Source organism: Duganella sp. CF458 (genome assembly GCF_900113115.1).
In the GTDB taxonomy this organism is placed as follows: Bacteria; Pseudomonadota; Gammaproteobacteria; order Burkholderiales; family Burkholderiaceae_D; genus Rugamonas.
Genome location: NZ_FOOF01000009.1, coordinates 273,248 through 297,292, shown reverse-complemented (window position 1 = coordinate 297,292; position 24,045 = coordinate 273,248). Strand labels below are relative to the sequence as shown.

The window sequence follows — 24,045 nt, the reverse complement described above, 5'->3', positions numbered from 1 at the left end:
CCAGCGTTCAATCTGAGCCAGGATCAAACTCTTCAGTTCAATCTCTGTTTTTCGCTATTGCTAGCGAGGTCACTCACTCAAAATACTGACGAATCTCTTTCGAGATTACGTTTAATATATTTTGTGCGAGCGTTATAACGTATATTTTGAGCATCGAGCCCGAAGGCTCGTGGCATATCGTCAAACGCCCACACTTATCGACTGTTGATTTTTAAAGATCGCTGCCTTGTTCATTCGACGAAGCGTTGTGTTCGTCAGCAGCAGAGAAGCGAGATTATGCGGTACAGCGTGCAACTCGTCAACCCCTCTTTTTCTTCCCTCACTCTGCTGCGTTAAGTACGCTGCGTTGCGAGGGACAGAACTATATCAAAGACCTTCGAAGTTTGGCAAGCGCTTTTCGAGGAAGGCATACATGCCCTCGCGCTGGGCCGGGGTGCCAAACCCGGCATGGAACAGGCGGCGCTCATAGTTCACACCTTCCGACAGCGTGGTTTCAAAGGCGCGGTTCACGCAATCCTTGATCTGCATGGCGACCGAAACCGGCATCTGGGCGATGCCCTGGGCGATTTCCAGCACGGATTCGATCAGCTTATCGGCCGGGACCACGCGCGACACCAGGCCGATGCGTTCCGCTTCGGCGGAGTCGATCATGCGGGTGGTCAGCAGCATATCCATGGCTTTTGCCTTGCCGATGGCGCGCGGCAAGCGCTGGGTGCCGCCGGCGCCCGGCGTCACGCCGACCTTGATCTCCGGCTGGCCGAACTTGGCATTATCAGCGGCGACCAGGAAGTCGCACATCATCGCCAATTCGCAGCCGCCGCCCAGCGCGAAGCCGGCCACGGCGCCGATCACCGGCTTGCGCACTTTCAGGATGTGCTCCCAGTTGCGGCCAATATAGTTGTCGCGGTGCGTGTCCTGGTAGGTGTAGTCCTTCATCGCGGCGATGTCGGCGCCGGCAGCAAAGGCTTTTTCGCTGCCAGTCAGCACAATCACGTGGATTGCCGGGTCTTTCTCGAATTTGGCGAAAGCCTCGCCCAGCTCGTTCATCATATTGTCGTTCAGGGCATTCAGCGCCTTCGGACGATTCAGGCGGATCAGCGCCACCTTGTCATGTACTTCTACGAGCAGGTCCTGGTATTCCATTTATTCTCCTCCAGTCGGTTAACTATCGGGCAATTGTATCTGTTGTGATCGAAGCGCGCGCCTGTGAATCGGGGGTAGACCTACACTGGACCAGGGAATTTGTCAGGAGAACCGCCATGTTCAAATCGATTTTGCTGCCCACCGATGGCTCGCAACTTTCGGAACGGGCTACCCAGACTGCAATTGAGTTTGCGAAGATCCACGGCGCGCGCATCACGGCAGTGTCCGTGGTCCAGCCCCTGCCTTTCGTGCCGCTTGCCGATGCCGCCGTGCTACCGGATGCAGGCGCATTCGACCGCGAGATGCGGCGCAATGTGCAGACAGGCCTCGATAAGGTGCTGGCCGCCGCTAGCGCTGCCGGCGTGGAATGCGATGCAGTGCTGGGCGAGGCAACCAGTCCTTATGAAGTAATCGTCAAGACTGCGGAAGAACGCCATTGCGACATCATCCTGATGGCATCTCACGGTCGCACGGGGCTGAACAAACTGTTCCTCGGCAGCGAAACGCAAAAGGTGCTCGCGCATACGCATTTGCCGGTACTCGTACTGCGCTGATCTGCATGATCCTGGGCACCGGCCAGCGCTAACGGGCCAGCTTGGGCAGCAAGACCCAGATATTGCCGCGCTGTTTCATGCGGCCGGCAAAATCGGCCGCCTCCGAGCCGAAGCCGAAGAACAGGTCGAGGCGTATCGCGCCCTTGATGGCGCCACCGGTATCCTGCGCCAGCATCAGCCTTTGCAGCGGCATCTCGTCATCCCCCGGCAACGTGGTGTTCAGGTAGACCGGCGCGCCCAGCGGGAGCTGGCTGCGGTCGATCGCGACAGAACGCTGCGGCGTCAGCGGCACATTCAGGGTGCCTTTCGGCCCCACTTTCGGGTCCGGCAGCTTCTCTTCCTTGAAGAAGACATAACTCGGATTGGCGTTGAACAGTTCCTGCCGGCGCGTCGGGTGGCCATCGATCCAGGCTTTGATGCCTTGCGCCGTGGCCTGGTCAGTGGTCAGTTCCCCTTTCTGTACCAGCCATTTGCCGATCGACTGGTAAGGGCGGCCGTTCTGGTCGGCGTAGGCGACACGTATGGTATCGCCGTCAGGCAGCTGCACCCGGCCGGAGCCCTGCACTTCCAGGAAGAAGGCCTCGACCGCGTCGTCCACCCACAGCAGTTCATTGCCCGGCAGGCCCGCGCGGCTGATTTCCTCCCGTGCGGGATACGGCACGACGCGCTTGCCTTTCAGGCGGCCGCGTACGCGCTTGCCCGCCAGTTCCGGATAGACCGAGCCGACATCGATGATCACCATATCGTCCGGCACCTTGTACAACGGCGTCTGGTAAGGACCACCCTTCTTGCGGGCGCCGCGCAACAGAGGCTCGTAGTACCCGGTAATCAGCCCGCTATTGCCGCCATCCGGCGCAATCACCTGGTGCGGGTCGAAGAAGGATTCAAAGAACAGGCGAATCGCGGCCTGGCTGTTGGCATCCACCGTCTTGGCGATGGCGCAAGGTTCTTTCCAGTCCGCGCCACCTGCCAGTTTGGAACAGGACAGCATGAAGGCGGGCCACGCTGCGCGCAGGTCGTCGCGCTCCCAGCCTGGCAAGTCGGCGAAGCGGGCGGGGACGAATTCGGCTTTGGCGGGCGGCGTCGGCGCGGCCGGCACGGTTGGCTGGGTCGGCGGCTGGACGGGCGTCGCAGGCACAGTCGGCGTAACTGGCGCAGGCTGCGCCGGTTTGGCAGATGGCGGTGGCGGTGGAGTAACGCAGCCAGCCAGCACTAACGCGACGGCGGTGGCGCAAACGGGTAAACTACGGCGTGTCAAAAACATGAGGTGTTGTCTATGATTTATCTGATGCTCGAAGCGCTGGTGGCGCTCTTCCTTCTGGTGTTCATCGTCTGGTGGACGCTGCCATCCAACAAAAAGAAGAAGGACGGCGACAAGTAATTAGTGCAGGGTTCGCGGCAGCGACAGCACGAACTCCGGGATCTTGGTTTCGAACTGGTGACCGTCTTCGGCCACGCAGAAATATTCGCCGAACATGGAGCCCTGCGGCGTGCGCAGCTGCGTACCGCTGGTGTACTCGAACACTTCGCCGGGCGCCAGCAAGGGCTGGTGGCCCACCACGCCCAGGCCGCGCACTTCTTCAATATGGTTGTTCGCATCCGTGATCACCCAGTGGCGGGAAATCAGTTGGGCTGGCACCGTGCCGGTGTTCTTGATGGTGATCGTGTACGTAAACACGAAATTGGTGCGGTCCGGATTGGACTGTTCCGGCAGGTACTGGGTGCGTACCTCGACCGCAAACTCATACTGGGCCATAAGCGTTTCCTTCATAACAATTGGGCAATTCTAGTCCAAGCAATCGGACAGCGTCCGCACAGCAGCGTAAAATAACGCATCTTATTTCACAGCCGACCAGCCATGACCACTTTCCGAATTGCTCCGAGCATCCTGTCCGCCGACTTCGCCCGCCTGGGTGAAGAGGTCCGCAACGTGGTTGCCGCCGGCGCCGACATTATCCACTTCGACGTCATGGACAACCACTACGTGCCGAACCTGACCGTCGGCCCGCTGGTGTGCCAGGCGATTCGCCCGCACGTGCAGGTGCCGATCGACGTGCACCTGATGGTCAAGCCGGTCGACCGCATCATCCCTGATTTCGCCAAGGCTGGCGCCAACATCATCACCTTCCACCCGGAAGCGTCGGACCACATCGACCGTTCGCTGCAACTGATCCGCGACCACGGCTGCAAGGCCGGCCTGGTGTTCAACCCGGCCACCCCACTGAGCTACCTGGATCACGTGATGGACAAGATCGACATGATCCTGATCATGTCGGTCAACCCGGGCTTTGGCGGCCAGTCCTTCATCCCGCAAGCGCTGAAGAAGATCGCCGAAGCACGCCGCCGTATCGATGAATCCGGCCGTGACATCATGCTCGAAGTCGATGGCGGCATCAAGGTCGACAACATCAAGGCCGCTGCCGAAGCAGGCGCCGACACCTTCGTGGCCGGTTCCGCGATCTTCGGCCAGGCTGACTACAAGGCCGTGATCGACGCCATGCGCGGCCAACTGGCTTCGCTGTAATCGCATGGCGGCGGTCCTGCGCGGCGTAAGGGCCGCCATCATCGACCTCGACGGCACCATGCTCGACACGATGCCGGACTTCGAGGTGGCCATCAACCTGATGCGCGAAGAACTGGGCCTGGCGCCCATTACCGCGGCGCAGATCGAGCTGATGGTCGGCAAAGGCTCCGAAAACCTGGTGCGGCGCGTGCTCGCGCTGGACTATGACGAGGAAGGCGTGGAACGCCTGTTCGACCGGGCCATGGAAGCCTACCAGCGCCATTACCTGGTCATCAACGGCCGCCACAGCGAGGTGTACGCCGATGTGGTGGCGGGCCTGCAGGCGATGAAGGCCAACGGCCTGCGCCTGGCCTGCGTCACCAACAAGCCGGTGGCCGTCGCCAAACCGCTGCTCGCGCTGAAATGCCTGGACGGCTATTTCGAAGTGCTGTTCGGCGGCGACTCGTTCGAAAAGAAGAAGCCCCACCCCATGCCGCTGCTGAAGGCTTGCGAATTCCTGGACCTGCCGCCGGCCCAGGTGGTGGCCATTGGCGACTCCTCAAACGATGCGGAAGCGGCCCGCGCGGCAGGCTGCCCCGTGCTTACCGTGCCATATGGTTATAACCACGGAGTGGGTATACACGAAACAGATTCCGATGGTATAGTTGACACGCTTCTTCATGCAGCTGAACTGATTTCACGCGCAAACTAAACGATGTTTCTCAACAAAAGACACAATGTAACCCACCGGGGCTCGATTGAGGCCTGGCTGTGGCGACGCTGGCAATCCTGACAGTAGTCTTGATTGCTGCTGGTGCATATCATGCTCCGGCAGGTTTTTTGTAACCTACCGCCCCCACCTTATCCTGCGGCGGAATGGAGAGACACATGACCGAACTCGAATTCAAATCGCTGGCCGCGGAAGGCTATACCCGTATCCCTTTGATCGCGGAAGCCTTCGCCGACCTCGAAACCCCGCTCACCCTCTACCTCAAGCTGGCCCAGACCCAGAACTACGGCAAGAACACCTTCCTGCTGGAGTCGGTGGTGGGTGGCGAGCGTTTCGGCCGCTACTCGTTCATCGGCCTGCCGGCCAACACCATCTTGCGCAGCACCGGCAAGCTGACCGAGATCGTCAAGAACGGCCAGGTGATCGAGGCCCATGAAGGCAATCCCCTCGAATTCATCGAGCAATACCAGGCGCGCTTCAAAGTAGCCCTGCGTCCCGGCATGCCGCGGTTCTGCGGCGGCCTGGCCGGCTACTTCGGCTACGACACCGTACGCCATATTGAAAAGACGCTGGCCAAGACCCGGCCGAAGGACGACCTGGGCCTGCCTGAAATCCAGTTGATGGTGACCGAAGAACTGGCCGTCATCGACAACCTGTCCGGCAAGTTGTACCTGATCGTCTACGCCGACCCGCAGCAGCCGGAAGCCTATTCCAAAGCGCGCCAGCGCCTGAAAGACCTGCGTGCCCTGCTGCGCCGCGGTGTCGACGCGCCGGTCACCACGTCTTCGGTACGCACTGAAACCATCCGCGACTTTGCCAAAGAGGATTACCTGAAGGCGGTCGCCAAGGCGCACGAATACATCCTGGCTGGCGACCTGATGCAGGTGCAGATCGGCCAGCGCATCCGCAAGCCATATGTGGATTCGCCGCTCACCCTGTACCGCTCCCTGCGTTCGCTGAACCCTTCGCCGTACATGTACTTCTACAATTTCGGCGATATGCAGATCGTCGGTGCGTCGCCGGAAATCCTGGTGCGCAACGAGACCCTGCCGGACGGCGAGAAGAAGGTCACGCTGCGCCCGATCGCCGGCACCCGCCCGCGCGGCAATACGCCGGAACGCGACGCGGCACTGGCCGAAGAACTGCTGAACGATCCGAAGGAAGTGGCGGAACACGTGATGCTGATCGACCTGGCGCGCAATGACCTGGGCCGCATCTCCGAAATCGGCAGCGTGAAGCTGACCGACAAGATGGTGATCGAGAAGTACTCGCACGTTCAGCACATCGTCTCCAACGTGGAGGGCAAGCTGAAGAAGGGCATGTCCAACCTGGATGTGCTGCGGGCGACCTTCCCAGCCGGCACCCTGACCGGCGCGCCGAAAGTGCGCGCGATGGAAATCATCGACGAACTGGAGATCTGCAAGCGCGGCATCTATGGCGGCGCCTGCGGCTATCTGTCCTTCGGCGGCGAGATGGATGTGGCGATCGCGATCCGCACCGGTGTGATCAAGGACGGCATGCTGTACGTGCAGGCCGCCGCCGGCATCGTCGCCGATTCGATACCGGAAATGGAATGGCAGGAAACTGAAAACAAGGCGCGTGCCGTACTGCGCGCGGCCGAGCAAGTGCAAGATGGCCTGGATGGGGAGTTCTGAAATGCTGCTGATGATCGACAACTACGACTCCTTCACCTACAACATCGTGCAGTATTTCGGTGAACTGGGCGAAGACGTGCGCGTGCACCGCAACGACGAAATCACCATCGCCGAAATCGAAGCACTGAATCCTGACCGCATCTGCATTTCGCCCGGTCCAAAAGACCCGTCGCAGGCGGGCATCTCGCTGGAAGTGCTGAAGCACTTCGCGGGCAAGAAACCTATCCTGGGCGTCTGCCTGGGGCACCAGGCCATCGGTGAAGCCTTTGGCGGCAAAGTTATCCGCGCCAAGCAAGTCATGCATGGCAAAACCTCTCTTATCGCGCATACGGGTGTGGGCGTGTTCCAGGGCTTATCCAGCCCGTTCACGGTAATCCGCTACCACTCTTTGGCAATCGAGCGATCCTCGCTGCCTTCCTGCCTGGAAGTGACCGCATGGACCGACGACGGCGAAATCATGGGCGTGCGGCACAAGGAATACGACATCGAGGGTGTGCAGTTCCACCCCGAGTCCATCCTGTCCGAGCACGGCCACGCCTTGCTGAAGAATTTCCTCGACCGCAAATAAGAGAAGGAAGCATCATGGCAATTACGCATCAAGAAGCACTGGTTCGCTGCATCGAACACCGTGAGATTTTCCACGACGAGATGCTGCACCTGTTCCGCCAGATCATGTCCGGCGAAATGTCGCCTGTGATGATGGCGGCCCTGACCATGGGCCTGCGCGTCAAGAAGGAAACCATCGGCGAGATCACCGCTGCGGCGCAGGTCATGCGTGAATTCTCGACCAAGGTGCCGATGGCCGACACCACCAACCTGGTGGATATCGTCGGTACCGGCGGCGACGGCGCGCACACGTTCAACATTTCTTCCGCCGCGATGTTTGTCGCCGCCGCCGCAGGTGCGCGCGTGGCCAAGCATGGCGGGCGCTCGGTGTCCTCCTCCTCGGGCAGCGCGGACCTGATCGAATCGCTGGGCGCCAACATCAACCTCAAGCCGGAACAGATTGCGCAGTCGATCGCGCAGACCGGCATCGGCTTCATGTTCGCCCCGAACCACCACGCTGCAATGAAGCACGTGGCGCCGGTACGCCGCGAGCTGGGCGTGCGCTCGATCTTCAACATCCTGGGCCCGCTGACCAATCCTGCCGGCGCGCCGAACATCCTGATGGGCGTGTTCCACCAGGACCTGGTGGGTATCCAGGTGCGCGTGCTGCAGCGCCTGGGTGCGCAGCACGCGGTGGTGGTATATGGCCGCGACAATATGGATGAAGTGTCGCTCGGCGCCGGGACCATGGTGGGTGAGCTGGTCAACGGTGAAATCCGCGAGTACGAGATCCATCCAGAGGATTTCGGCCTGTCGATGATCGCTTCGCGCAACCTCAAGGTGGCCGATGCCGTGGAATCCAAGGCGCGCGTGATGGAAGCCCTGCACGGCGAGCCGGGCCCTGCTTCGGATATCGTGGCGCTGAACGCCGGTACCGCACTGTATGCGGCGGGCATTGCCTCCTCGATCGAGGATGGCCTGGCGCGCGCCCGCACGGCGGTATCTTCCGGCGCGGCAGTCGCCAAGCTGGAACAGTTCGTCCGCGTGACCCAAGAACTCGGCCGGGAGGGCTAAGCGATGTTCGGCATCCATGACCTGACGCTGTTCGTGATCTCCGGTCTGCTGCTGAACGTCATGCCGGGACCGGATTCATTGCTGATCATGGCGCGTAGCGCCACCCAGGGCTGGCGCGCGGGTTGCGCGGCGGCGTTGGGGATTGGCGCCGGCACCATGGTGCATATTGGCGCCGCGGCGCTGGGCCTGTCGGCTGTGCTGGCCACCTCCGCCACCGCTTTCACCGTGGTGAAGTGGGTGGGCGCGGCGTACATCGTCTGGTGCGGCATCGGCATGCTGCGTGCTCGCCTGAAGCGCGACGCCGCTGTCGGCGACGCGACGGCGCCGGAGGCCCCGCCCGCCCTGCCCTATCGCAAGATCTTCGCCCAAGGTTTCCTGACCAATGTGCTGAACCCGAAAGTGGCGCTGTTCTTCCTGGCTTTCGTGCCACAGTTCATCGACGCCGGCGCAGCCAACAAGCCCCTGGCCTTCCTGCTCCTTGGCTGCATTTTCAATTTCAACGGCATGCTGTGGTGTAACGGCCTTGCCATCTTCACTGCCTTCGCGAGTGCCAGGCTGAAGGTCAAACCACTGGTGGCGCTGTGGCTGAACCGCGTGACCGGCGGTTTGTTCATCGCGCTGGGTGCGCGCCTGGCCCTGGCCGAACAACACTGAAAAACATCATGTCCGATATCCTGAATAAAATCCTGGCCGTCAAGGCCGACGAAGTGGCTGCCGCCAAGAAGCACCGCAGCCTTCAATCGCTGCGCGACGAGGTAGAGGGCGACCAGGAGCTGCGCGCCGGGCTGCGCGGTTTCGAAGCCAGCTTGCGCAGGAAGATCGACGCCGGGCACGCCGCCGTGATCGCCGAAGTGAAAAAGGCCTCGCCTTCGAAAGGCGTGCTGCGCGCCGACTTCCGCCCGGCCGAAATCGCCGAGAGCTACGCCAACGCCGGCGCCGCCTGCCTGTCCGTGCTGACCGATGTGAACTTCTTCCAGGGATCGAACGAGTACCTGCAGCAGGCGCGCGCCGCCTGCGACATTCCAGTGCTGCGCAAGGACTTCATGGTCGACATGTACCAGATCTACCAGGCCCGCGCGATGGGCGCCGACTGCATCCTGTTGATCGTATCGGCGCTGGACCACGGCCTGATGGCGGAAATGGAAGCCTGCGCCCATGAACTGGGCATGGACGTGCTGATCGAATCGCACGATGGCGACGAGCTGGCCGCCGCGCTGAACCTGAAGAGCCGCCTGATCGGCATCAACAACCGCAACCTGCGCACCTTCGACGTGACGCTGGACACCACGCTTGACCTGCTGTCGCGCATCCCGCAAGAACGCATGGTGATCACCGAGTCCGGCATCATGAGCCCGGCCGACGTGCAACGCATGCGTGAAAACGACGTGCACGCCTTCCTGGTCGGCGAAGCCTTCATGCGCGCGCCCGACCCGGGAGCCGAGCTGCGCAAGCTGTTCAATTAAAGCCGCAGCGTTCCGATTTCATGGCGCCGGCGCGGCGCCATTCGGTGAATAATCCCTTCGCCTGCGGCTCGAAGATGGTGATGAATTCCCCGTCAAGGCTAAGCTTGAAGGTCTCGATACGTTCAGCCTTCACCCATGGCTTGTCGGCCAGCGGCACCTGCCATACGAAGTTACGGTTACGCACCGACCATTCACCCTGCTCTTCTTTTACCTTGTCTTCCTGGCCTTTCAAGGGCAGGACAAAGTAATTGCCGTCATCGCGCATCACCACCCTGCCGTTCGGGCCAAGCTTGCTCGATTCCCAGATGCCGACAACGGCGCAAGGCTGCGGATGTTTGCCGAGCATCGCGTCCACATATTTCTCCGCAGTCTGCTTCCCTAGACCAACCATGCCGGCCACGCCCAGCGCCGCGAACAGGCCGATCAGGGTTGAAGGGAGGATGGCAGTGCTGCCGCCTCGCAAACGAACAATGTCGTCGAACGAAGCGCCGAACCAGCCGGCGCCGATTTCGTTTTCGCGCAACGCCACCTTACCGCGCCGTATCAGGAGCACCAGCACCAGGATATTGGCCAGAGGGATGATAATGAAAACCATCGCCAGGATCCGCATCACGATATTCGAGCCCGCGCCCTTGGACAGGCGGTAGACGGCGACCATCGCCACAACGGTAACGCCCAGCGCCATGACGGTCTTCGGCCAACCAGCCATACTGCGAATGAAATATGCCGCGGCCAGGTACAACACGGTCGCATACACCGTCAGGCGCAAGCCATCGGCCAGCATGAACAGCCGCGGGTCGGCTCCGGAATCGGCCGCCGCATGAGGTTCCGGCTCCGGCTCGCGGCGCGATAGCGGCGGCATGGCCGGTTTTGCTTCCGCAGCTTCCAGCGACAGGCCGGTTGCAGCCGCTGCTTGCTTAACCGGGGCAGGCCGTGCCGGCGGCGGGCTTGGCGGCGGCGGTGCCGGATGTACGGCGCGGCCGGACTCGAGTATCAGCGTAGCGTGGCAGCCGGCCCGCTCCTTCAGCGCATCGACATAGAACTGGGCCTGGGTGCGCAACACGCCTTTCTTGACCACGGTCCGGCGCCCGCCCGACAACAGCCGCAACATTTCCGTGATCGGCTTGCTCATCACGGCAGCGAGACGGTGCGCCGCATCGCCCAGCTCCACGCCTGGCGCGGGGCCTTCCAGCACCACCTGGTAGATCGCCGGACGGTGCACTTCGCCAGAATGGTTATCCACCACGGTCAGGCCGAATTCACCCGCGAGGTGCAGTACGTGCGGCATGACTTCGTTGCGACGATGCGTCACCGTCATGCGGCCCGCATCGCCGGCGAAATGGCCATCCGACCAGGGAGTATCGGGAAACAGTGCCGCCAGCGCGTCGTAAAAACGCGTCATCACGGCGGAGGGCGGCTGGTCGCCGGCCTCCTGCCGCAGCTTGTTCATGAAGGGGAAAACGTCGAGATCGGACTCGGGAGCGGCCACTGAGGCCAGTTGTAGCTGATGATTCATCTCGTGATTTTAATCGAAAACCATGCATGGAATTAAACTTCCATTGCACAATTACAACGAAAATCACATCAAAAGCAGCCCCTCGCTGAGAGCGAAGCCGCCAGCCGCCCCGAGCACCAGCAAGACCAGCAGGCATTTGGTCGAGGGCAGCATGCCATCCAGGCCGGCCAGCTCACGCACCTCGTCGGCGTCCAGCGGCGCGTTGCGGGAAGTGAGGCCGTTCGCTTTCAAGACGCCCGCCGCACGGAAATAAGTCCACACGACCAGCAAGGTGCCCAAGCCTGGAACCAATGCCAGCACAGCAAACACCAGGGTACGCAGCAGGCCGGAACCCATGGCCTGGCCAAACCGGACCACGGCAATCGCGCCCAGCAGATGCATCGCCAATGCGATCGACGTCAGGTACGGCGATTTCACGCGCAGCACCATCACCAGCAGCAGCAATGCAATGCCGACAACAGTCGCCGCGGCAGCCATGCGCTGCGCATCGGCGGCCTTGAACATCCGCTCGTCAGGCTGGATGCCGATGACTTCCGGCTGGTCGAATGTCGTCACCGGCTGCGCTGGCGCCACGCGCAAGGGCGGCGCGCTTGGCGCCTGGACCGGAGCCTTCGGGAGTGCCTTGGCCGGCGCCACAGGCGCGTTCTTGCCGGGGGATTTGCGCGGTTCTGCCGAGACTGAAGCGCGGCAGCTGGCGCGGTCGCGCAAGGCGCTTACATATACTTCGGCCTGTGAGCGGGTAAGGCCCTTCTTGACCAGGGTCCGGCGGCGCGAATGCAGCAGCAGCACCATTTGCGGGAGCGGCTGGTTCATCAATTCCGCAAGCTGGGTTGCCGCGACTTCAACTTCCACGCCTTCCAGCGGCCCCTCCAGCACCACCTGGTAAGCCTGCGGCCGGTGCACGGCGCCATTTTGCTCGTCCACCACGGTAACGCCAAGGTCGCTGGCGATGCGCAGTACGTGAGGAATCACTTCATCGTGGCGGCGCGAAATCGCTACGCTGCCATAGCCGCCCTTGAAATTGTCCGCCAAGGGGCCATCCGCCCAAGGGCAGGTTTCAATGGCCTTGTCCCCGGCGCCATAGCTGCTCAGGCAGGGGAACAGCTTGACGATGGCATCGCGAAAACTCTTCAACTGCTGGGATGGCGCAATACTGATGGTTGCACCGGCAATCTGTTCCAGGAATGGGAGAACTTCCGCATCGTTGGCAGGAACCTCGCGCGCGACGATGTGCAGTAGATAAGTCATAAATTAATCGTAGCCAAACTCGTAATGAGTGATGGTAAATTACCGGCGAGCAAAATAATAGTCCGTGCGGCATGAAAACGACAGCCTTCAACGCGGCGCCAGTTACGCCGCCAAAGGTGTAGGGGCCGCGATTTCAGTGCAGTTGCGGCCGTTTTCCTTGGCGCGGTACAGGGCGGCGTCGGCGCGTGATAGCAAGCTGTCAAGAGACTCGGCTGTTGTTTCTTGGCACGCAATACCGATGCTGATCGTGCAATGCGGCAGGCCAGGCTGCCGGCATTCGTGCAACAGCGACTGGATGCGCAGCGCCAGCTGCTGCGCATGCGGCAGTGCGGTCTCCGGCAACAGCACCACGAACTCCTCGCCGCCGAAGCGCGCCACGAAATCACACTGGCGTACCGAGCGCATCATCACTGCTGCGACGTGCACCAGCACCTTGTCGCCCTGCGCGTGTCCGTGCTGGTCGTTGATGGCCTTGAACAGGTCGAGGTCGATCGCCATCAACGACAGGGGCGCAACGTGGCGCTGGCGGCGCGCCCGCACGCCGCTGAAACATTGCAGGAAACCACGGCGGTTCAGAACGCCGGTCAGCGGATCGTGCGTGGAGCGCTGCTCCAGGATTTTCTGCAGCTTGCGCGTGGCCAGCATCAGGAAGGCTACCGTCATCAGCAGGGCCATGAAGTTGGCCAGTGCCAGGTAGACATTGACCAGGGGGCTACGCTGCATCAGGTCCGCCACCGCGCCACTGATGAACATGGCCGCCACGCCGCGCGTCAGTACATTCAGTACCTGCAACGCCAACAGGATGCCGAAGAACCAGCTCGTAAAATGCGGCGTGCGATGGCGCCAGACCAGCCGCAGTTGATCGATATAGAACACCGCGACCAGAAAGCTGAACGCCGCGGCGCGACGCGGGAAGTTGGGCTCGGCCAGCAACCACCACAGGATGGCCGTCAGCTCCAGCAGCCACACGGCATGGAAAACCGTCCATCCCGGCGGCTCGCCGAAAAAACGCCGCGTGCCTACCATCGACAGGCCGATACCCCACATCAGGCAGGTATTTGCCGCAGGCAGCGCCAGTTCGTCGGGCAGCAGCCCACGCGATAGGAACAAGCCGCCTGCGCCCACCATGCACAGCAGGCCGCAGGCCCAGTGGCCGACGCCTGCCACCTCGCGCCGGAAGCTCACATGCATGGAATACATGGCTACCGCCAGCACCGCGCACGTCAGCGTGGTGGTGAACAGGATGGTGAACGGGTCCAGCGCGAATTTCACGGCTACGTCATGCGGTCGGCCGGCGCAGGCTGGTTTTCTGCTGTTCCACCGCGATACTGATACCCGGCACGCGGTCGCCTTGCAATACCACGTCGAACGTCATCAACTCGTCGCGGCGGAAGGCGTGCACCCGCACGGTTTCGCCGACCTTGTAGCGTGACAGCAGGCCGTCCAGATTGGACGGGTTGCCGCTGACGCGCAGGCCATCGATTGCCACCAGCAGGTCATTGGCCGACAGGCCCGCATTCTGTGCGGCGCCACCGTCATGCACCGCACTCAGCTTGCAGTCGGCGCCATCGCGGCCGATATTCACATCCAGGCTGGGCTTGGACGCCTTGCGTTCGTCCTTGTAGCCGACGCCGAACTGCGGCAGCAGCTTGGCCAGCGGCACGTCGTCGGTGCCACGGATGTACTTGTCGAAGAAGGTCTTCAGCTTGAAGCCGGCCACGCTGTCGAACAGCGCTTCCACTTCTTCCGGCGTCACGCCGCGCGGTTTGCCGTTGTAGAAGTCGCGGCCGAACTTCTGCCACAGCGCGCGCATGATGTCGTCGAGCGAACGCTTGCCATTGGTCTTGGCGCGAATCGTCAGGTCCAGGCCCAGGCCGATCAGCGAGCCCTTGGCGTAGTAGCTGACGACGGCGTTCGGCGAGTTCTCGTCCTGGCGATAGTACTTGCCCCAGGCATCGAAACTGGAATCGGCCACGCTTTGCTTGGTGCGGCCGCTGCCGCGCAGCACGGCGCCGACGGTCTTGCCCAGCATCTTGAAATAGCCCTCTTCCGACAACAGGCCGGCGCGTACCAGCATCAGGTCGTCGTAGTAGCTGGTAAAGCCTTCGAACAGCCAAAGCAGCGGGGTGTAGTTCTCCACCTGGTAATCGTACGGCGCAAATACCGCGGGCTTGATGCGCTTGACGTTCCAGGTGTGGAAGTACTCGTGGCTGCACAGGCCGAGGAACTTCATATAGCCTTCGCTCGGCTCCTTGCCTTTCTGCGCGGTGGTCGGCAGGTCGGCGCGGGAACAGAACAGCGCCGTGGAGGCGCGATGTTCCAGGCCGCCGTAGCCGTCGCCCACCACCATCGTCATGAAGACATAACGGTCCATCGGCGCTTTTTTCGTGCGCGGCTCGAAGAAGGCGATTTGCGTTTCGCAGATCTGTTTCAGGTCGGCACAGACGCGGGCGAGGTCGAGGTTGGGCACGCGGCCGGTGAACACCACGTCGTGCTGCACGCCCAGTGCCTTGAAACTGGCCATGTCAAACGAACCCATTTCGACCGGACTATCGATCAATTCATCGTAGTCCTGCGCGATGTAGGTGCCGAAGCCGTAGCGCTTGGCCTTCAGTTCCTTCAGTGCGGTGGCGACGCGCCACTTGGCCGCTGCCTCGTGGCCGGGGCGCTGGATATCGACGACATGCGGTTCGTCTTCCTGGCCGACCGCACGCAGGAACACGCTGGTGCCGTTGAAGAAGCCGTGGGTCTGGTCCAGGTGGGCGGCGCGCACCGACAGGTCCCAGGCGTAGACTTCGTAATGCACGGTGAGCTTGCCCTTGCACGGCGCGGCTTGCCAGGAGTGCTTGTCGAGCTTGCTCAATCCAATCGCCTGGCCGCTCGCCTCGGCGCGGATCTGCACGATGTTGCGCGAGAATTCGCGGATCATGTAACTGCCCGGGATCCAGGCCGGCAACACCAGCACCTGGCCTTCCGGCGCCGGCGCTTCAATGGTCATGGTGACCTGGAACATATGGGTTGCCGGGTCTTGGGCGGCGATGCTGTAGCTGATTTTTTTGTTTTTCATTGGATGTCGGACGGCGTGTCGATGTCCTGCAGGATGCCGGGATCGTCCACCGTCAGTTCGTTAACCGGGTTGTTCTTCAAAATGCTGCGGGCGCCCTGGTCGCCGGCCAGCGCCAGCAGGGCTTGCAGGTGGATGCGGCCAAAGGCGACCGGGTTGCCGCGCTGGCCCTGGTGTACCGGCGCCGCGATCTGGGTAGCGTGCGCACCGCCGGCGGCCGGCCCGACCGCCTGCGCCAGCGCAGCCATCGTGGCTGGCAGCACATACGGCATGTCGGCCAGCGCAATCAGCCAGCCGTTGGAGTCGCGCGCATGCTGGACGCCGCACACCAGCGAAGCCGCCATGCCCTCGCCCGCGTTGGCGCAAGCGACAACCTCGCAACCGAGGCCGCTTAAAAGCATTGCCGTGGCCGCGTCTTCCGGCCGGACCACCGCGATGACGTGCGGCACAGCGGCCAGCAAGGCGCGGGCGCTGGCAACGACCACCGGTTCACCATTAGCCAACGCCTGCAGCAGCTTATAGCGCTCGCCCGTCGGGTCGAAACGGCTGCCTCGGCCCGCCGCCAGCAGGATGCCGGTGACCGTGCCGCCCTCAACGGCGCCGGCGCCCGCAACTTCGGCAGGCGCATGGGCGGCGGCGAGGGTGGCCACGCGGGATGCCTGCCTTAGGCCTTGGCCAGGTCGAACGGCAGCTTGCGCACCCGTTTGCCGGTCAGCTTGAACACTGCGTTGGCCAGGGCCGGCGCCAGCGGAGGCAAGCCCGGCTCGCCCATGCCGGTCGGGTTGTCGGTCGATGCCACGGTGAATACCTCCACCACCGGCATGTCCGTCATGCGCGCTACCGCGTAGTCGTTGAAATTGCTCTGTTCAACCACGCCATCCTTCAGCGTGATCGCTGCCCCAGGCAAGGTGGTGCCCAGCCCCATCAGCGCAGCGCCCTGCACCTGCGCTTCGATGGTCATCGGGTTCACCGGCAGGTTGCAATGCACGCCGGCGGTCACCTTGTGCACCTTGGGCTGGCCATTCCTGATCGACGCCACCACCACGTAGGCCACGGAAGTTTCGAACGATTCGTGCAGCGCCACGCCCCAGGCCTGGCCTTTCGGCAGCTTGGCCTTGCCGTAGCCCGACTTCTCCACCGCCAGGTTCAGCGCAGCCAACTGGCGCGCATGCTTTGGATCGATCAGCTTGCGGCGGTATTCCACCGGGTCCATCCTGGCCACGTGGGCCGCTTCGTCGATCAGCGTCTCCATCACGAATGCGGTGTGGGTCGAGCCCACCGAGCGCCACCACAGCACCGGCACATTGGCCTTCACGTTATGCACGCTCAGGTTCATCGGCACCGAGTACGGGTCGCCCATGCCTTCCACCATGGTCGCATCGACGCCCTCCTTCACCATCATCGGCTCGAACGGCGTGCCGGTGATGATGGACTGGCCAACGATCACATGGTTCCAGCCTACGATATTGCCCTTGGCGTCAAAGCCGATGTCGGCCTGGTGCACGTGGGACGGACGGTAGTAACCGCCCTTGATGTCGTCCTCGCGGCTCCAGATCAGCTTGACCGGCCCTCTGCCCCAGGCTTTGGCCACGCTTACCGCTTCCACGATGTAATCGGAAGTCGGTACCGCGCGCCGGCCGAAACCGCCACCGGCCATCATGGTGTTCAAGGTGACCTTGTCCGGCGCCAGGCCGGCTGCCTTGGCGGCGGCTACCGCGTCCAGCGTCTGGAACTGGCTACCTGCCCAGATGGTGCAGGAGTCGCCCTTCAGGTCCACCACGCAGTTCAGCGGCTCCATTGGAGCGTGGGCCAGGTAGGGGAATTCGTAGGTGGCGCTGATTTTCCTGGGTGCCTTGGCGATGGCCGCGACATCGGCCTTTTTCACCGGCGTGCCGGCCTTCTTCGCCAGCGCCTTGTACTCCGCGATCTGCTTCTTGCTGCTGATTTTCTCCAGTCCCTCGGTGTCCCATTCGACCACCAGGGCTTCGCGCCCCTGCTTGGCAGGCCAGTAGCCGTTCGCCACCACGGCCAGGCCGTTGCCGCCCCGGTCGGTATCGACCTTGATGACATCGATCACGCCCGGGATCGCCTTGGCCTTGGAGGCATCGAACTTCTTCACCTTGCCGCCGAAGACAGGCGGACGCGCCACCACCGCAACCTTGGTGCCTTCCGGCTTGAAGTCCATGCCGAATTGCTGGGTACCGGTCGACTTGGCGCGTGCATCGAGGCGCGGTGTCGGCTTGCCGATGATGGTGAAGTCCTTCTGGTCTTTCAGCTTGACTTCCGTCGGCACCGGTTGCTTCATCGCCGCATCGGCCATGGCACCGTACGTCGCGCTCTGGCCCGATGGACCGGTCAGCATGCCTTTCGCAGCGCGCACCTGCGATGCGGGCACCTTCCACTGCTCGGCCGCCGCAGCAACCAGCATGGCGCGCGCGCGCGCGCCGATTTCGCGATGCTGCTGCCAGGAGTGCTTGACGGCGGTGGAGCCACCCGTCATCTGGATGCCGAAGTTGGGATCTTTATAGGGGTCGCCGGCCGGCGCCAATGAAGAACGCACCTGCGACCAGTCCGCATCCAGTTCTTCGGCAATCAGCATCGGCAGCGCCGTGTGCACGCCCTGGCCGAACTCGAGCCGGTTGACCTGGATGGTGACGGTGTTGTCGGGGGCGATATGCAGGAAGGCGTTGGGCGCCACCGGCGGCTTGGCCGGCGCGTCGGCAGCCAGCGCACGGGCAAAGCGCCCGCCGCCGCTGGCCACGTAGAAGCCGAGAACCAGGCCGCTACCGGCCTTCAGGAAAGTACGGCGCGAAACACCTTCAGTTGCTACGCCGTCCGCTTGAGCTGCCATGAACCATTCTTTGCGCATGGCGGCCTCCCTTAAGCGATGGACTTCGCGGCGTCCTTGATGGCGGCGCGGATCCGTTGATAGGTGCCACAGCGGCAGATATTGCCCGACATGGCGTTGTCGATATCGCTATCAGTCGGCGCCTTGTTCATCCGCAGCAGGGCCGTGGCGCTCATCACCTGGCCGCTTTGGCAGTAGCCACATTGCGGCACATCATGCTTGACCCAGGCATCCTGCACCGCCTTGCCCACCTTGTCGGCGGACATGGCTTCGATGGTGCTGATCTTCTGTCCCACCGCCGCCGAAATCGGCGTCACGCAGGAGCGGATCGCCTGCCCTTCCAGGTGCACCGTGCACGCACCGCACATGGCCATGCCGCAGCCAAACTTGGTGCCGGTCATATTGAGGTTATCGCGCAAGGCCCACAGTATGGGCGTAGAAGGGTCGGCGTCGACTTGCACGTCGCGCCCGTTGATGTTCAATGTGACCATGCCAGCTCCCTAATGAAGTTTTCGGGGTCAGCTCCGACAATCGGACCGGAGGTCCGGCGGTTGGACCTGAACCCGCATTTTTTACTTGATAGTGGCGAACTTTGCTTCCAGCGCACGCTGGTCAACTGCTCCTGCAATGCGGCTGCCATCGGCGAAGAAGATCGCCGGGGTGCCGTTGATGCTCATTTTCTGGCCAAGGGCCAGTACTTTTTCGTTCGGCGAGGTGCAGCCATTCGGTGCCGCCGGCGCTGCTTTGCCGTTCAACATCCAGTCATCCCAGGCCTTGTTGCGATCGGCCGCGCACCAGATATTCTGCGATTTGGTGAACGAATCCTGCGACAGGATGTTGTACAGGAAAGTGTACACGGTCACGTTGTCCGTACTTGCCAGCGTGGTGGCGCGGAAGCGCTTGCAATAGCCGCAGTTCGGATCTTCGAAAATCGCCATGACGCGCTTGCCGTTGCCCTTGACGGTCTTCAGCGCCAGTTCGAACGGCAGGTCGTCGAACTTGATCTTGTTCAGGTCGTCGATGCGCGCCTGGGTCAGGTCGGTCTTGGTCTGCAGGTCCAGGATATGGCCTTCCACCAGGTAGCGGCCGGTCGGGTCGGCATAGCGTACCTCGTTGCCGATGGCGACTTCATACATCCCGGGGATCGGGGACTTCTTGACGGAGTCGATCTTGACGCCGTTCAGGCGTTCCGCCAGGGCTTTGCGCAGTTGCGCTTCTTCTTTTGCGTTCTGCGCATCCGCACAGGACATCAGCATGACCGAAGCCATCGCCAATACCAGCTTACTCATCTTCATAGGGTCTCCGCTTTACAGCTTTCCGAGGGCATGTGAAATCAGCCGGCGCTTTACGCCCGGCAATTTATCCAGCAAGTTTAGCCCGAAATTACGCACTGCGCGCACCGGTTCGAGATCGGTGCCGAACAGGCGCTCCAGGCCATCCGTGGTGGCCAGCATCAGGCTTACTTCTTCCTTGCGTGCACGCGCGTAGCGCGCCAGCACGCGGTCATCGCCGATGGAGCGGTGTTCTTCCCGCTCCGCCACGGCTTTCACCAGTTCCTGGACATCGCCGAAGCCCAGGTTCATGCCATGGCCGGCCAGCGGGTGCACCACGTGGGCGGCATCGCCCACCAGGGCCACGCGCGGCGCCACCATCGAATGGGGCCGCATCAGCCGCAACGGGAAGGCCTTGACCACTTCCGGCTGCAGCGGGGTCAATGCCCCCAGCTTCTCCCGGGCCAAGGCCGCCAGCCGTTCGGCCAGTGCAGTAGCGCCTTCGCGGCACAGGGAATCGGCCAGCATGTCCGGCGCCGACCACACCAGCGAAACCTGCTTGCCCGGCAGCGGCAGCAAGGCCACGATCCCCTGCTCGCCGGTGAACCACTGGTGCGCGACGCCGTGATGCGGCAATTCACAGGCAAAGTTGGACACCACGCCGCTCTGGTTATAAGGACGGTAATCGAGGCCGATATCGCACTGGCCACGCACCCAGGACTGGGCACCGTCGGCGCCCACCACCAGCGAGGCGCCGAGGTGGGAGCCATCGTCCAGGGTGATCACGGCGCCTGGCTCGTCATGCTTCAGCGCGACGGCCTTGCCATGCACGAAATGCACGTTTTGCGCAAAACGCAAGGCGGCATCCAGGGCCTGGTTCAGGTTGCGGTCTTCCACGATCCAGCACAGGGTGCCGGTATGCGCGCCGTAAGCGTCGAAGTTCAGCGCACCGGCCTTGTTGCCGTCGCCGTTCACCAGCATGGCGTCGACCGGGGCAATGCGCGAGTGATCCATCGCGCCCCATACCTTCAGCGAATCGAGCAGGCGCTGGGCAGTGTGGTTGAGGGCGAACACGCGGACATCCCAGCTTGCCTGGTCCGGGCGCGCCGCCGCCGGAGGCGGCCCCAGCAAGGTCACACTCAATCCCGCCTGGGCAAACGCGAGGGCCGCCGTCTTGGCAATGGCGCCATTGCCAACGATGCAGACCGCAGTCTGCATATGGTGATGCGTGGGCTTGTTCATCCGCGCATTATAACTTTCCCTCAATGAAAAAAGGCTATTGCAACCCAAGGATTCCCTGCTATAATGCTGCCTCTTGGCCTGGTAGCTCAGTTGGTAGAGCAGAGGATTGAAAATCCTTGTGTCGGTGGTTCGATTCCGCCCCGGGCCACCAAGAATAAAAAGTGAAAACGCCGATCCTTGCGATCGGCGTTTTCGTTTTGTGCACTTTGGTTTGGTTTGGTGAGATTTGGCGCATTTTGAGTAGGTATCAATCTGATACTATCTCGCGTCGCTGCGGCCCCGCAGCCATTGAAGTGAAACTTTTCCCAACACCCTCCAAGTTAGAAGTCATTAGCATGAAAAAAGCTGTTTTCGCTCTCGCGGCACTGGCAATCGCCGCCTCCGCGCACGCCCAAGATTCCGCAATCCCTGCCAAAACTGTACGCCCCTTCGTCGGCATCGGCGCTACTGCCGGCGGCGACAAACTGGCGACTGCCGAGTACACCAATGGCAACACAGCCAGCATCCGGGCCGGCTCCGGCGTGTACTTCACCGGCGGCATGGAATTCCGCATCAATGAGGAGTTTTCCGCGCAAACCAGCGTGAACTTCCATGTCGACAACCAGAGCGCGCGAAATGGCAACTTGCAGTTCCAACGTTTCCCGATCGAAGCCCTGGCGTTCTATCACATCGACCAGCATTGGAAGATCGGTACCGGCCTGCGCTATGTTACCGGCGCCAAGCTGAGCGGCAGCGGCGTGGGAGAAATCGACGACGTGAAGTTCGACAACACCGTGAGCCCAGTGGTGGAAGCCGAGTACATGTTCACGCCGCAAATCAGCGTTAAAGTGCGCTACGTGAATGAGAAGCTTGAAGTGAAGCGCGAATACGGCCAGGGCGAAGTGAAAGCCAACCATGTCGGCATCTCGGGCAATTTCTATTTCTAAACACAACACGGCAACTCTTGAGCCAACGCCGATCCTTGTGATCGGCGTTGTTGTTTTTGTCGGGAATTTTTACACATTACCATCCTGACAATGAATTTCACTGGTAAAAGAATACATAACTGCTTGTAACTACAAGTGAAACCGGCGGCGTGCTGGCAATGGCACGATACGTGCTAAGTGTGTTGAGTCTTTTTTAACTATTGGGATTCAATATGAAATTTGCTCGCCAGTTCATGGCTACCGTCGCGCTGATTGCCCCTCTGTCCGCCTTTGCCTTCCCGATCGCCACCTCCGGCACCGAAGGCAATCCTGTGTTGGCCGGCAACACCGCCAACATCATTGCCCGTTACGAAGGCAACTCCGCGGCATACAGCAATGACCTTTACCTGGTCACCGATGATGGCATCGCTGGCAACGACATTCTTCTGTTCAACAACCACAGCTCGCCCATCGGCGCCACCGTGGACCTTGGCAGCTTTACCGTCGGCGCTGAACTCGTCTTCCGCCTGCACGTCAACAACACCAATACCGATTACTTCACCGGCTTGGCTGGCCGCAACCCGGACGGTTCCTTCCACGCGCGCGTCCAGGGCAACTGGCAGCCCAACACCACGCTGGTGAGTTTCGAAGACCTGTACAACGGCCCGTTCGACTTCAACGACCTGAGCTTCTCCTTCACCAATACCACCACGCCGAACGACGTACCGGAGCCAGCCAGCATGCTGCTGCTGTCCCTGGGCTTGGCCGGCATCGCCGTTTCGCGCCGCAAGCCGCGCCAGTCCTAAGCTGGGCAAGCCCTGGAAAACGCCGATCCTTGCGATCGGCGTTTTTGCTTTTGAGGCCGGAACGCGCTTGACGGCCGCCCCGGCCCGTCCTATATTTAACCAATAAGTTAATTAAATAATTGGTGAAGTTCGATGCAAGACCCTCTCAGCCAAACCTTTTCCGCATTGGCAGACCCGACCCGGCGCGCCATGCTGGCGCGACTCTCCCAGGGCGAGGCCAACGTCTCCGCCCTGGCCGAGCCTTTCCTGGACGAGATGAGCTTGCCCGCCATCACCAAGCATCTGCAGGTGTTGGAAAGAGCCGGCCTCATCACCAAGACGCGCAAGGCGCAATGGCGCTCGTGCAAGATCAATGGCGATGGACTGAAGCATGCCGCCGACTGGATGGAGCACTACCGCGTGTTCTGGGAAGAGAGTTTCGACCGCCTCGATGCCTACCTGAAAACCGTTACCGCAAAGAATCCACCTCAAGGAGAAGGAGAAGAAAATGCCTGAATTCAGTGCCCCGAATGAAATCCGCATTATTCGCACCTATGATGCGCCGGTGCAGGCGGTCTGGGATGCGTGGATCGATCCGGCCCAAGTGGCGCAATGGTGGGGACCGCGCGGCTTCACGCTGACCACGCACAGCAAGGATTTACGCGTCGGCGGGACGTGGCGCTACACCATGCACGGCCCGGACGGGACCGACTTCCCGAACATGACCACTTATCATGTGGTGGAACCGCTGCGTAAGCTGGTCTACAACCACGGCGCCACGGAAGACACGCCGCCGCTATTCCGCGTCACCGTGCTGTTTGAGGAACTGGACGGCAAGACCCGCATGGACATGACCATGGCCCTGGCCGATGCCGAAGCGGCCGTGCAAACGCGCCAGTTCATCTGGCACGCCAACGGCGACTCGACCTGGGATCGCCTGGCCGAATACCTGGGCAAGCGCCTGGCGGACGAAGACAAGTTCGTCATCAACCGCAGCTTCGAGGCGCCATTGGAAATCGTGTTCGACATGTGGACCAAGCCCGAACACCTGGCCCGCTGGCTTCCTCCTACCGGCATGGAAATGCGCTTCCTGCGCGCAGACATCCGCCCCGGCGGCGAGTCGCTGTACTGCATGAGCAATCCGGCGATCACCATGTATGGCCGGGCCCATTACGAAGAAATCCGCCGTCCTGACCTACTGATCTACACCCAGCAATTCTGCGACGAGAACGAGAATATCGCGCGCCACCCGATGGCGCCGGTGTGGCCGGAAACCATGCGCACCACGGTGCAATTCACAGCCGAAGCTGCGATGCGTACCAGGGTCACCGTGACGTGGGAAGTGGAAGGAAACGCGACGGCGGCGGAACTGGCAGCCTTCCTGGAACACCGCGCCAGCATGACGCAGGGATGGAGCGGGTCGTTCGACAAGCTCGAGGCTGTACTGGACGCCTGAACTGATTTGAAGCCCCCGCCGCGCCAAGCGGCGGGGGCAAGC

The 24,045-nt window shown here is 61.9% G+C and carries 24 protein-coding genes and 1 tRNA gene; 13 read left to right on the top strand and 12 right to left on the bottom strand.

The window, feature by feature from the left end; translation table 11 throughout:
- Positions 1-366 precede the first annotated feature (366 nt).
- Positions 367-1,143, bottom strand: coding sequence for an enoyl-CoA hydratase (locus tag BM269_RS16135; RefSeq protein WP_090438708.1), 777 nt, complete (start codon positions 1,141-1,143; stop codon positions 367-369).
- Between the two features lie 116 nt (positions 1,144-1,259).
- Here BM269_RS16135 and BM269_RS16130 point away from each other — a divergent pair, with 116 nt between their 5' ends.
- Positions 1,260-1,697 (top strand): universal stress protein, encoded by a 438-nt coding sequence (locus tag BM269_RS16130; protein WP_090438705.1) that lies wholly within the window; start codon positions 1,260-1,262, stop codon positions 1,695-1,697.
- Positions 1,698-1,725: 28 nt separating this feature from the next.
- Here BM269_RS16130 and BM269_RS16125 read toward each other — a convergent pair whose 3' ends face one another.
- Together BM269_RS16125 and apaG are read right to left on the bottom strand one after the other, a co-directional pair.
- The gene (locus tag BM269_RS16125) at positions 1,726-2,961 is read right to left on the bottom strand and encodes a murein transglycosylase A (RefSeq protein WP_090438703.1); all 1,236 of its coding nucleotides are present in this window, start codon (positions 2,959-2,961) and stop codon (positions 1,726-1,728) included.
- 117 nt (positions 2,962-3,078) lie between these two features.
- Complete coding sequence (gene apaG, locus BM269_RS16120; RefSeq protein ID WP_090438700.1) at positions 3,079-3,453, bottom strand: Co2+/Mg2+ efflux protein ApaG; 375 nt, start codon at positions 3,451-3,453, stop codon at positions 3,079-3,081.
- Between the two features lie 102 nt (positions 3,454-3,555).
- Between apaG and rpe the strand changes: the two genes are divergently transcribed.
- The 7 genes from rpe to trpC all read left to right on the top strand — a co-directional run bounded on the left by rpe (position 3,556) and on the right by trpC (position 9,668).
- Entirely contained in the window at positions 3,556-4,221 is a 666-nt protein-coding gene (gene rpe / locus BM269_RS16115; protein ID WP_090438697.1) for a ribulose-phosphate 3-epimerase, read from the top strand.
- 4 nt (positions 4,222-4,225) lie between these two features.
- Positions 4,226-4,912 (top strand): phosphoglycolate phosphatase, encoded by a 687-nt coding sequence (locus BM269_RS16110; RefSeq protein ID WP_090438694.1) that lies wholly within the window; start codon positions 4,226-4,228, stop codon positions 4,910-4,912.
- A gap of 176 nt (positions 4,913-5,088) precedes the next feature.
- A complete protein-coding gene (trpE, locus tag BM269_RS16105) occupies positions 5,089-6,585 on the top strand; it encodes an anthranilate synthase component I (protein ID WP_090438691.1) in 1,497 nt (498 codons plus the stop codon).
- Between the two features lies 1 nt (position 6,586).
- Positions 6,587-7,153 carry an anthranilate synthase component II gene (locus tag BM269_RS16100; protein WP_055938512.1) on the top strand — a complete coding sequence of 189 codons (567 nt, stop codon included), beginning with the start codon at positions 6,587-6,589 and terminating at the stop codon, positions 7,151-7,153.
- 14 nt (positions 7,154-7,167) lie between these two features.
- A complete protein-coding gene (gene trpD, locus BM269_RS16095) occupies positions 7,168-8,205 on the top strand; it encodes an anthranilate phosphoribosyltransferase (protein WP_090438688.1) in 1,038 nt (345 codons plus the stop codon).
- 3 nt (positions 8,206-8,208) lie between these two features.
- Positions 8,209-8,859 carry a LysE family translocator gene (locus BM269_RS16090; protein WP_090438685.1) on the top strand — a complete coding sequence of 217 codons (651 nt, stop codon included), beginning with the start codon at positions 8,209-8,211 and terminating at the stop codon, positions 8,857-8,859.
- 8 nt (positions 8,860-8,867) lie between these two features.
- A complete protein-coding gene (gene trpC / locus BM269_RS16085; RefSeq protein WP_090438683.1) occupies positions 8,868-9,668 on the top strand; it encodes an indole-3-glycerol phosphate synthase TrpC in 801 nt (266 codons plus the stop codon).
- Here the strand turns inward: trpC and BM269_RS16080 are convergent.
- The 9 genes from BM269_RS16080 to BM269_RS16040 form a co-directional block, all read right to left on the bottom strand.
- A complete protein-coding gene (locus BM269_RS16080; RefSeq protein ID WP_139232758.1) occupies positions 9,661-11,184 on the bottom strand; it encodes a hypothetical protein in 1,524 nt (507 codons plus the stop codon). The two genes, trpC and BM269_RS16080, sit on opposite strands and share 8 nt — an antisense overlap.
- A 63-nt stretch (positions 11,185-11,247) precedes the next feature.
- Complete coding sequence (locus BM269_RS16075; RefSeq protein ID WP_090438677.1) at positions 11,248-12,432, bottom strand: hypothetical protein; 1,185 nt, start codon at positions 12,430-12,432, stop codon at positions 11,248-11,250.
- 102 nt (positions 12,433-12,534) lie between these two features.
- Positions 12,535-13,704 carry a GGDEF domain-containing protein gene (locus BM269_RS16070; protein ID WP_229204674.1) on the bottom strand — a complete coding sequence of 390 codons (1,170 nt, stop codon included), beginning with the start codon at positions 13,702-13,704 and terminating at the stop codon, positions 12,535-12,537.
- A 7-nt stretch (positions 13,705-13,711) separates the two neighbouring features.
- On the bottom strand, positions 13,712-15,499 hold the full coding sequence (locus BM269_RS16065; protein ID WP_090438674.1) for a M61 family metallopeptidase: 1,788 nt from the start codon (positions 15,497-15,499) through the stop codon (positions 13,712-13,714).
- Complete coding sequence (locus BM269_RS16060) at positions 15,496-16,146, bottom strand: nucleotidyltransferase family protein (RefSeq protein ID WP_090438671.1); 651 nt, start codon at positions 16,144-16,146, stop codon at positions 15,496-15,498. The genes BM269_RS16065 and BM269_RS16060 overlap by 4 nt, the downstream gene beginning before the upstream one ends.
- Before the next feature lie 14 nt (positions 16,147-16,160).
- Positions 16,161-18,365 carry a xanthine dehydrogenase family protein molybdopterin-binding subunit gene (locus BM269_RS16055; protein WP_090438668.1) on the bottom strand — a complete coding sequence of 735 codons (2,205 nt, stop codon included), beginning with the start codon at positions 18,363-18,365 and terminating at the stop codon, positions 16,161-16,163.
- A gap of 11 nt (positions 18,366-18,376) precedes the next feature.
- A complete protein-coding gene (locus BM269_RS16050; protein WP_090438665.1) occupies positions 18,377-18,835 on the bottom strand; it encodes a (2Fe-2S)-binding protein in 459 nt (152 codons plus the stop codon).
- Between the two features lie 81 nt (positions 18,836-18,916).
- Entirely contained in the window at positions 18,917-19,639 is a 723-nt protein-coding gene (locus BM269_RS16045; RefSeq protein WP_090438662.1) for a DsbC family protein, read from the bottom strand.
- Positions 19,640-19,651: 12 nt separating this feature from the next.
- Positions 19,652-20,857 carry an FAD-dependent monooxygenase gene (locus tag BM269_RS16040; RefSeq protein ID WP_090438659.1) on the bottom strand — a complete coding sequence of 402 codons (1,206 nt, stop codon included), beginning with the start codon at positions 20,855-20,857 and terminating at the stop codon, positions 19,652-19,654.
- 75 nt (positions 20,858-20,932) lie between these two features.
- Here BM269_RS16040 and BM269_RS16035 point away from each other — a divergent pair.
- From BM269_RS16035 to BM269_RS16015, 5 genes are all read left to right on the top strand, one after another.
- A tRNA-Phe gene (locus tag BM269_RS16035) sits at positions 20,933-21,008 on the top strand.
- Positions 21,009-21,192: 184 nt separating this feature from the next.
- The gene (locus BM269_RS16030; protein WP_090438656.1) at positions 21,193-21,783 is read left to right on the top strand and encodes an outer membrane beta-barrel protein; all 591 of its coding nucleotides are present in this window, start codon (positions 21,193-21,195) and stop codon (positions 21,781-21,783) included.
- A 212-nt stretch (positions 21,784-21,995) separates the two neighbouring features.
- Complete coding sequence (locus BM269_RS16025) at positions 21,996-22,568, top strand: PEP-CTERM sorting domain-containing protein (protein ID WP_229204673.1); 573 nt, start codon at positions 21,996-21,998, stop codon at positions 22,566-22,568.
- A gap of 132 nt (positions 22,569-22,700) precedes the next feature.
- Entirely contained in the window at positions 22,701-23,063 is a 363-nt protein-coding gene (locus tag BM269_RS16020; protein ID WP_090438653.1) for an ArsR/SmtB family transcription factor, read from the top strand.
- A complete protein-coding gene (locus BM269_RS16015) occupies positions 23,056-24,003 on the top strand; it encodes an SRPBCC family protein (protein WP_090438650.1) in 948 nt (315 codons plus the stop codon). Before BM269_RS16020 ends, BM269_RS16015 begins: the two co-directional genes overlap by 8 nt.
- Positions 24,004-24,045: the final 42 nt, after the last annotated feature.

Excerpts from the sequence above, each read along its gene's own strand:
- BM269_RS16025 (WP_229204673.1), top strand. The coding sequence starts at position 21,996 with ATGAAATTTGCTCGCCAGTTCATGGCTACCGTCGCGCTGATTGCCCCT.
- BM269_RS16020 (WP_090438653.1), top strand. The coding sequence starts at position 22,701 with ATGCAAGACCCTCTCAGCCAAACCTTTTCCGCATTGGCAGACCCGACC.
- apaG (WP_090438700.1), bottom strand. The coding sequence starts at position 3,453 with ATGGCCCAGTATGAGTTTGCGGTCGAGGTACGCACCCAGTACCTGCCG.
- BM269_RS16055 (WP_090438668.1), bottom strand. The coding sequence starts at position 18,365 with ATGCGCAAAGAATGGTTCATGGCAGCTCAAGCGGACGGCGTAGCAACT.
- BM269_RS16125 (WP_090438703.1), bottom strand. The coding sequence starts at position 2,961 with ATGTTTTTGACACGCCGTAGTTTACCCGTTTGCGCCACCGCCGTCGCG.
- BM269_RS16065 (WP_090438674.1), bottom strand. The coding sequence starts at position 15,499 with ATGAAAAACAAAAAAATCAGCTACAGCATCGCCGCCCAAGACCCGGCA.
- BM269_RS16050 (WP_090438665.1), bottom strand. The coding sequence starts at position 18,835 with ATGGTCACATTGAACATCAACGGGCGCGACGTGCAAGTCGACGCCGAC.
- BM269_RS16110 (WP_090438694.1), top strand. The coding sequence starts at position 4,226 with ATGGCGGCGGTCCTGCGCGGCGTAAGGGCCGCCATCATCGACCTCGAC.
- trpE (WP_090438691.1), top strand. The coding sequence starts at position 5,089 with ATGACCGAACTCGAATTCAAATCGCTGGCCGCGGAAGGCTATACCCGT.
- trpC (WP_090438683.1), top strand. The coding sequence starts at position 8,868 with ATGTCCGATATCCTGAATAAAATCCTGGCCGTCAAGGCCGACGAAGTG.
- BM269_RS16090 (WP_090438685.1), top strand. The coding sequence starts at position 8,209 with ATGTTCGGCATCCATGACCTGACGCTGTTCGTGATCTCCGGTCTGCTG.
- BM269_RS16075 (WP_090438677.1), bottom strand. The coding sequence starts at position 12,432 with ATGACTTATCTACTGCACATCGTCGCGCGCGAGGTTCCTGCCAACGAT.
- BM269_RS16135 (WP_090438708.1), bottom strand. The coding sequence starts at position 1,143 with ATGGAATACCAGGACCTGCTCGTAGAAGTACATGACAAGGTGGCGCTG.
- BM269_RS16015 (WP_090438650.1), top strand. The coding sequence starts at position 23,056 with ATGCCTGAATTCAGTGCCCCGAATGAAATCCGCATTATTCGCACCTAT.
- BM269_RS16130 (WP_090438705.1), top strand. The coding sequence starts at position 1,260 with ATGTTCAAATCGATTTTGCTGCCCACCGATGGCTCGCAACTTTCGGAA.
- trpD (WP_090438688.1), top strand. The coding sequence starts at position 7,168 with ATGGCAATTACGCATCAAGAAGCACTGGTTCGCTGCATCGAACACCGT.
- rpe (WP_090438697.1), top strand. The coding sequence starts at position 3,556 with ATGACCACTTTCCGAATTGCTCCGAGCATCCTGTCCGCCGACTTCGCC.
- BM269_RS16100 (WP_055938512.1), top strand. The coding sequence starts at position 6,587 with ATGCTGCTGATGATCGACAACTACGACTCCTTCACCTACAACATCGTG.
- BM269_RS16030 (WP_090438656.1), top strand. The coding sequence starts at position 21,193 with ATGAAAAAAGCTGTTTTCGCTCTCGCGGCACTGGCAATCGCCGCCTCC.
- BM269_RS16045 (WP_090438662.1), bottom strand. The coding sequence starts at position 19,639 with ATGAAGATGAGTAAGCTGGTATTGGCGATGGCTTCGGTCATGCTGATG.
- BM269_RS16080 (WP_139232758.1), bottom strand. The coding sequence starts at position 11,184 with ATGAATCATCAGCTACAACTGGCCTCAGTGGCCGCTCCCGAGTCCGAT.
- BM269_RS16040 (WP_090438659.1), bottom strand. The coding sequence starts at position 20,857 with ATGAACAAGCCCACGCATCACCATATGCAGACTGCGGTCTGCATCGTT.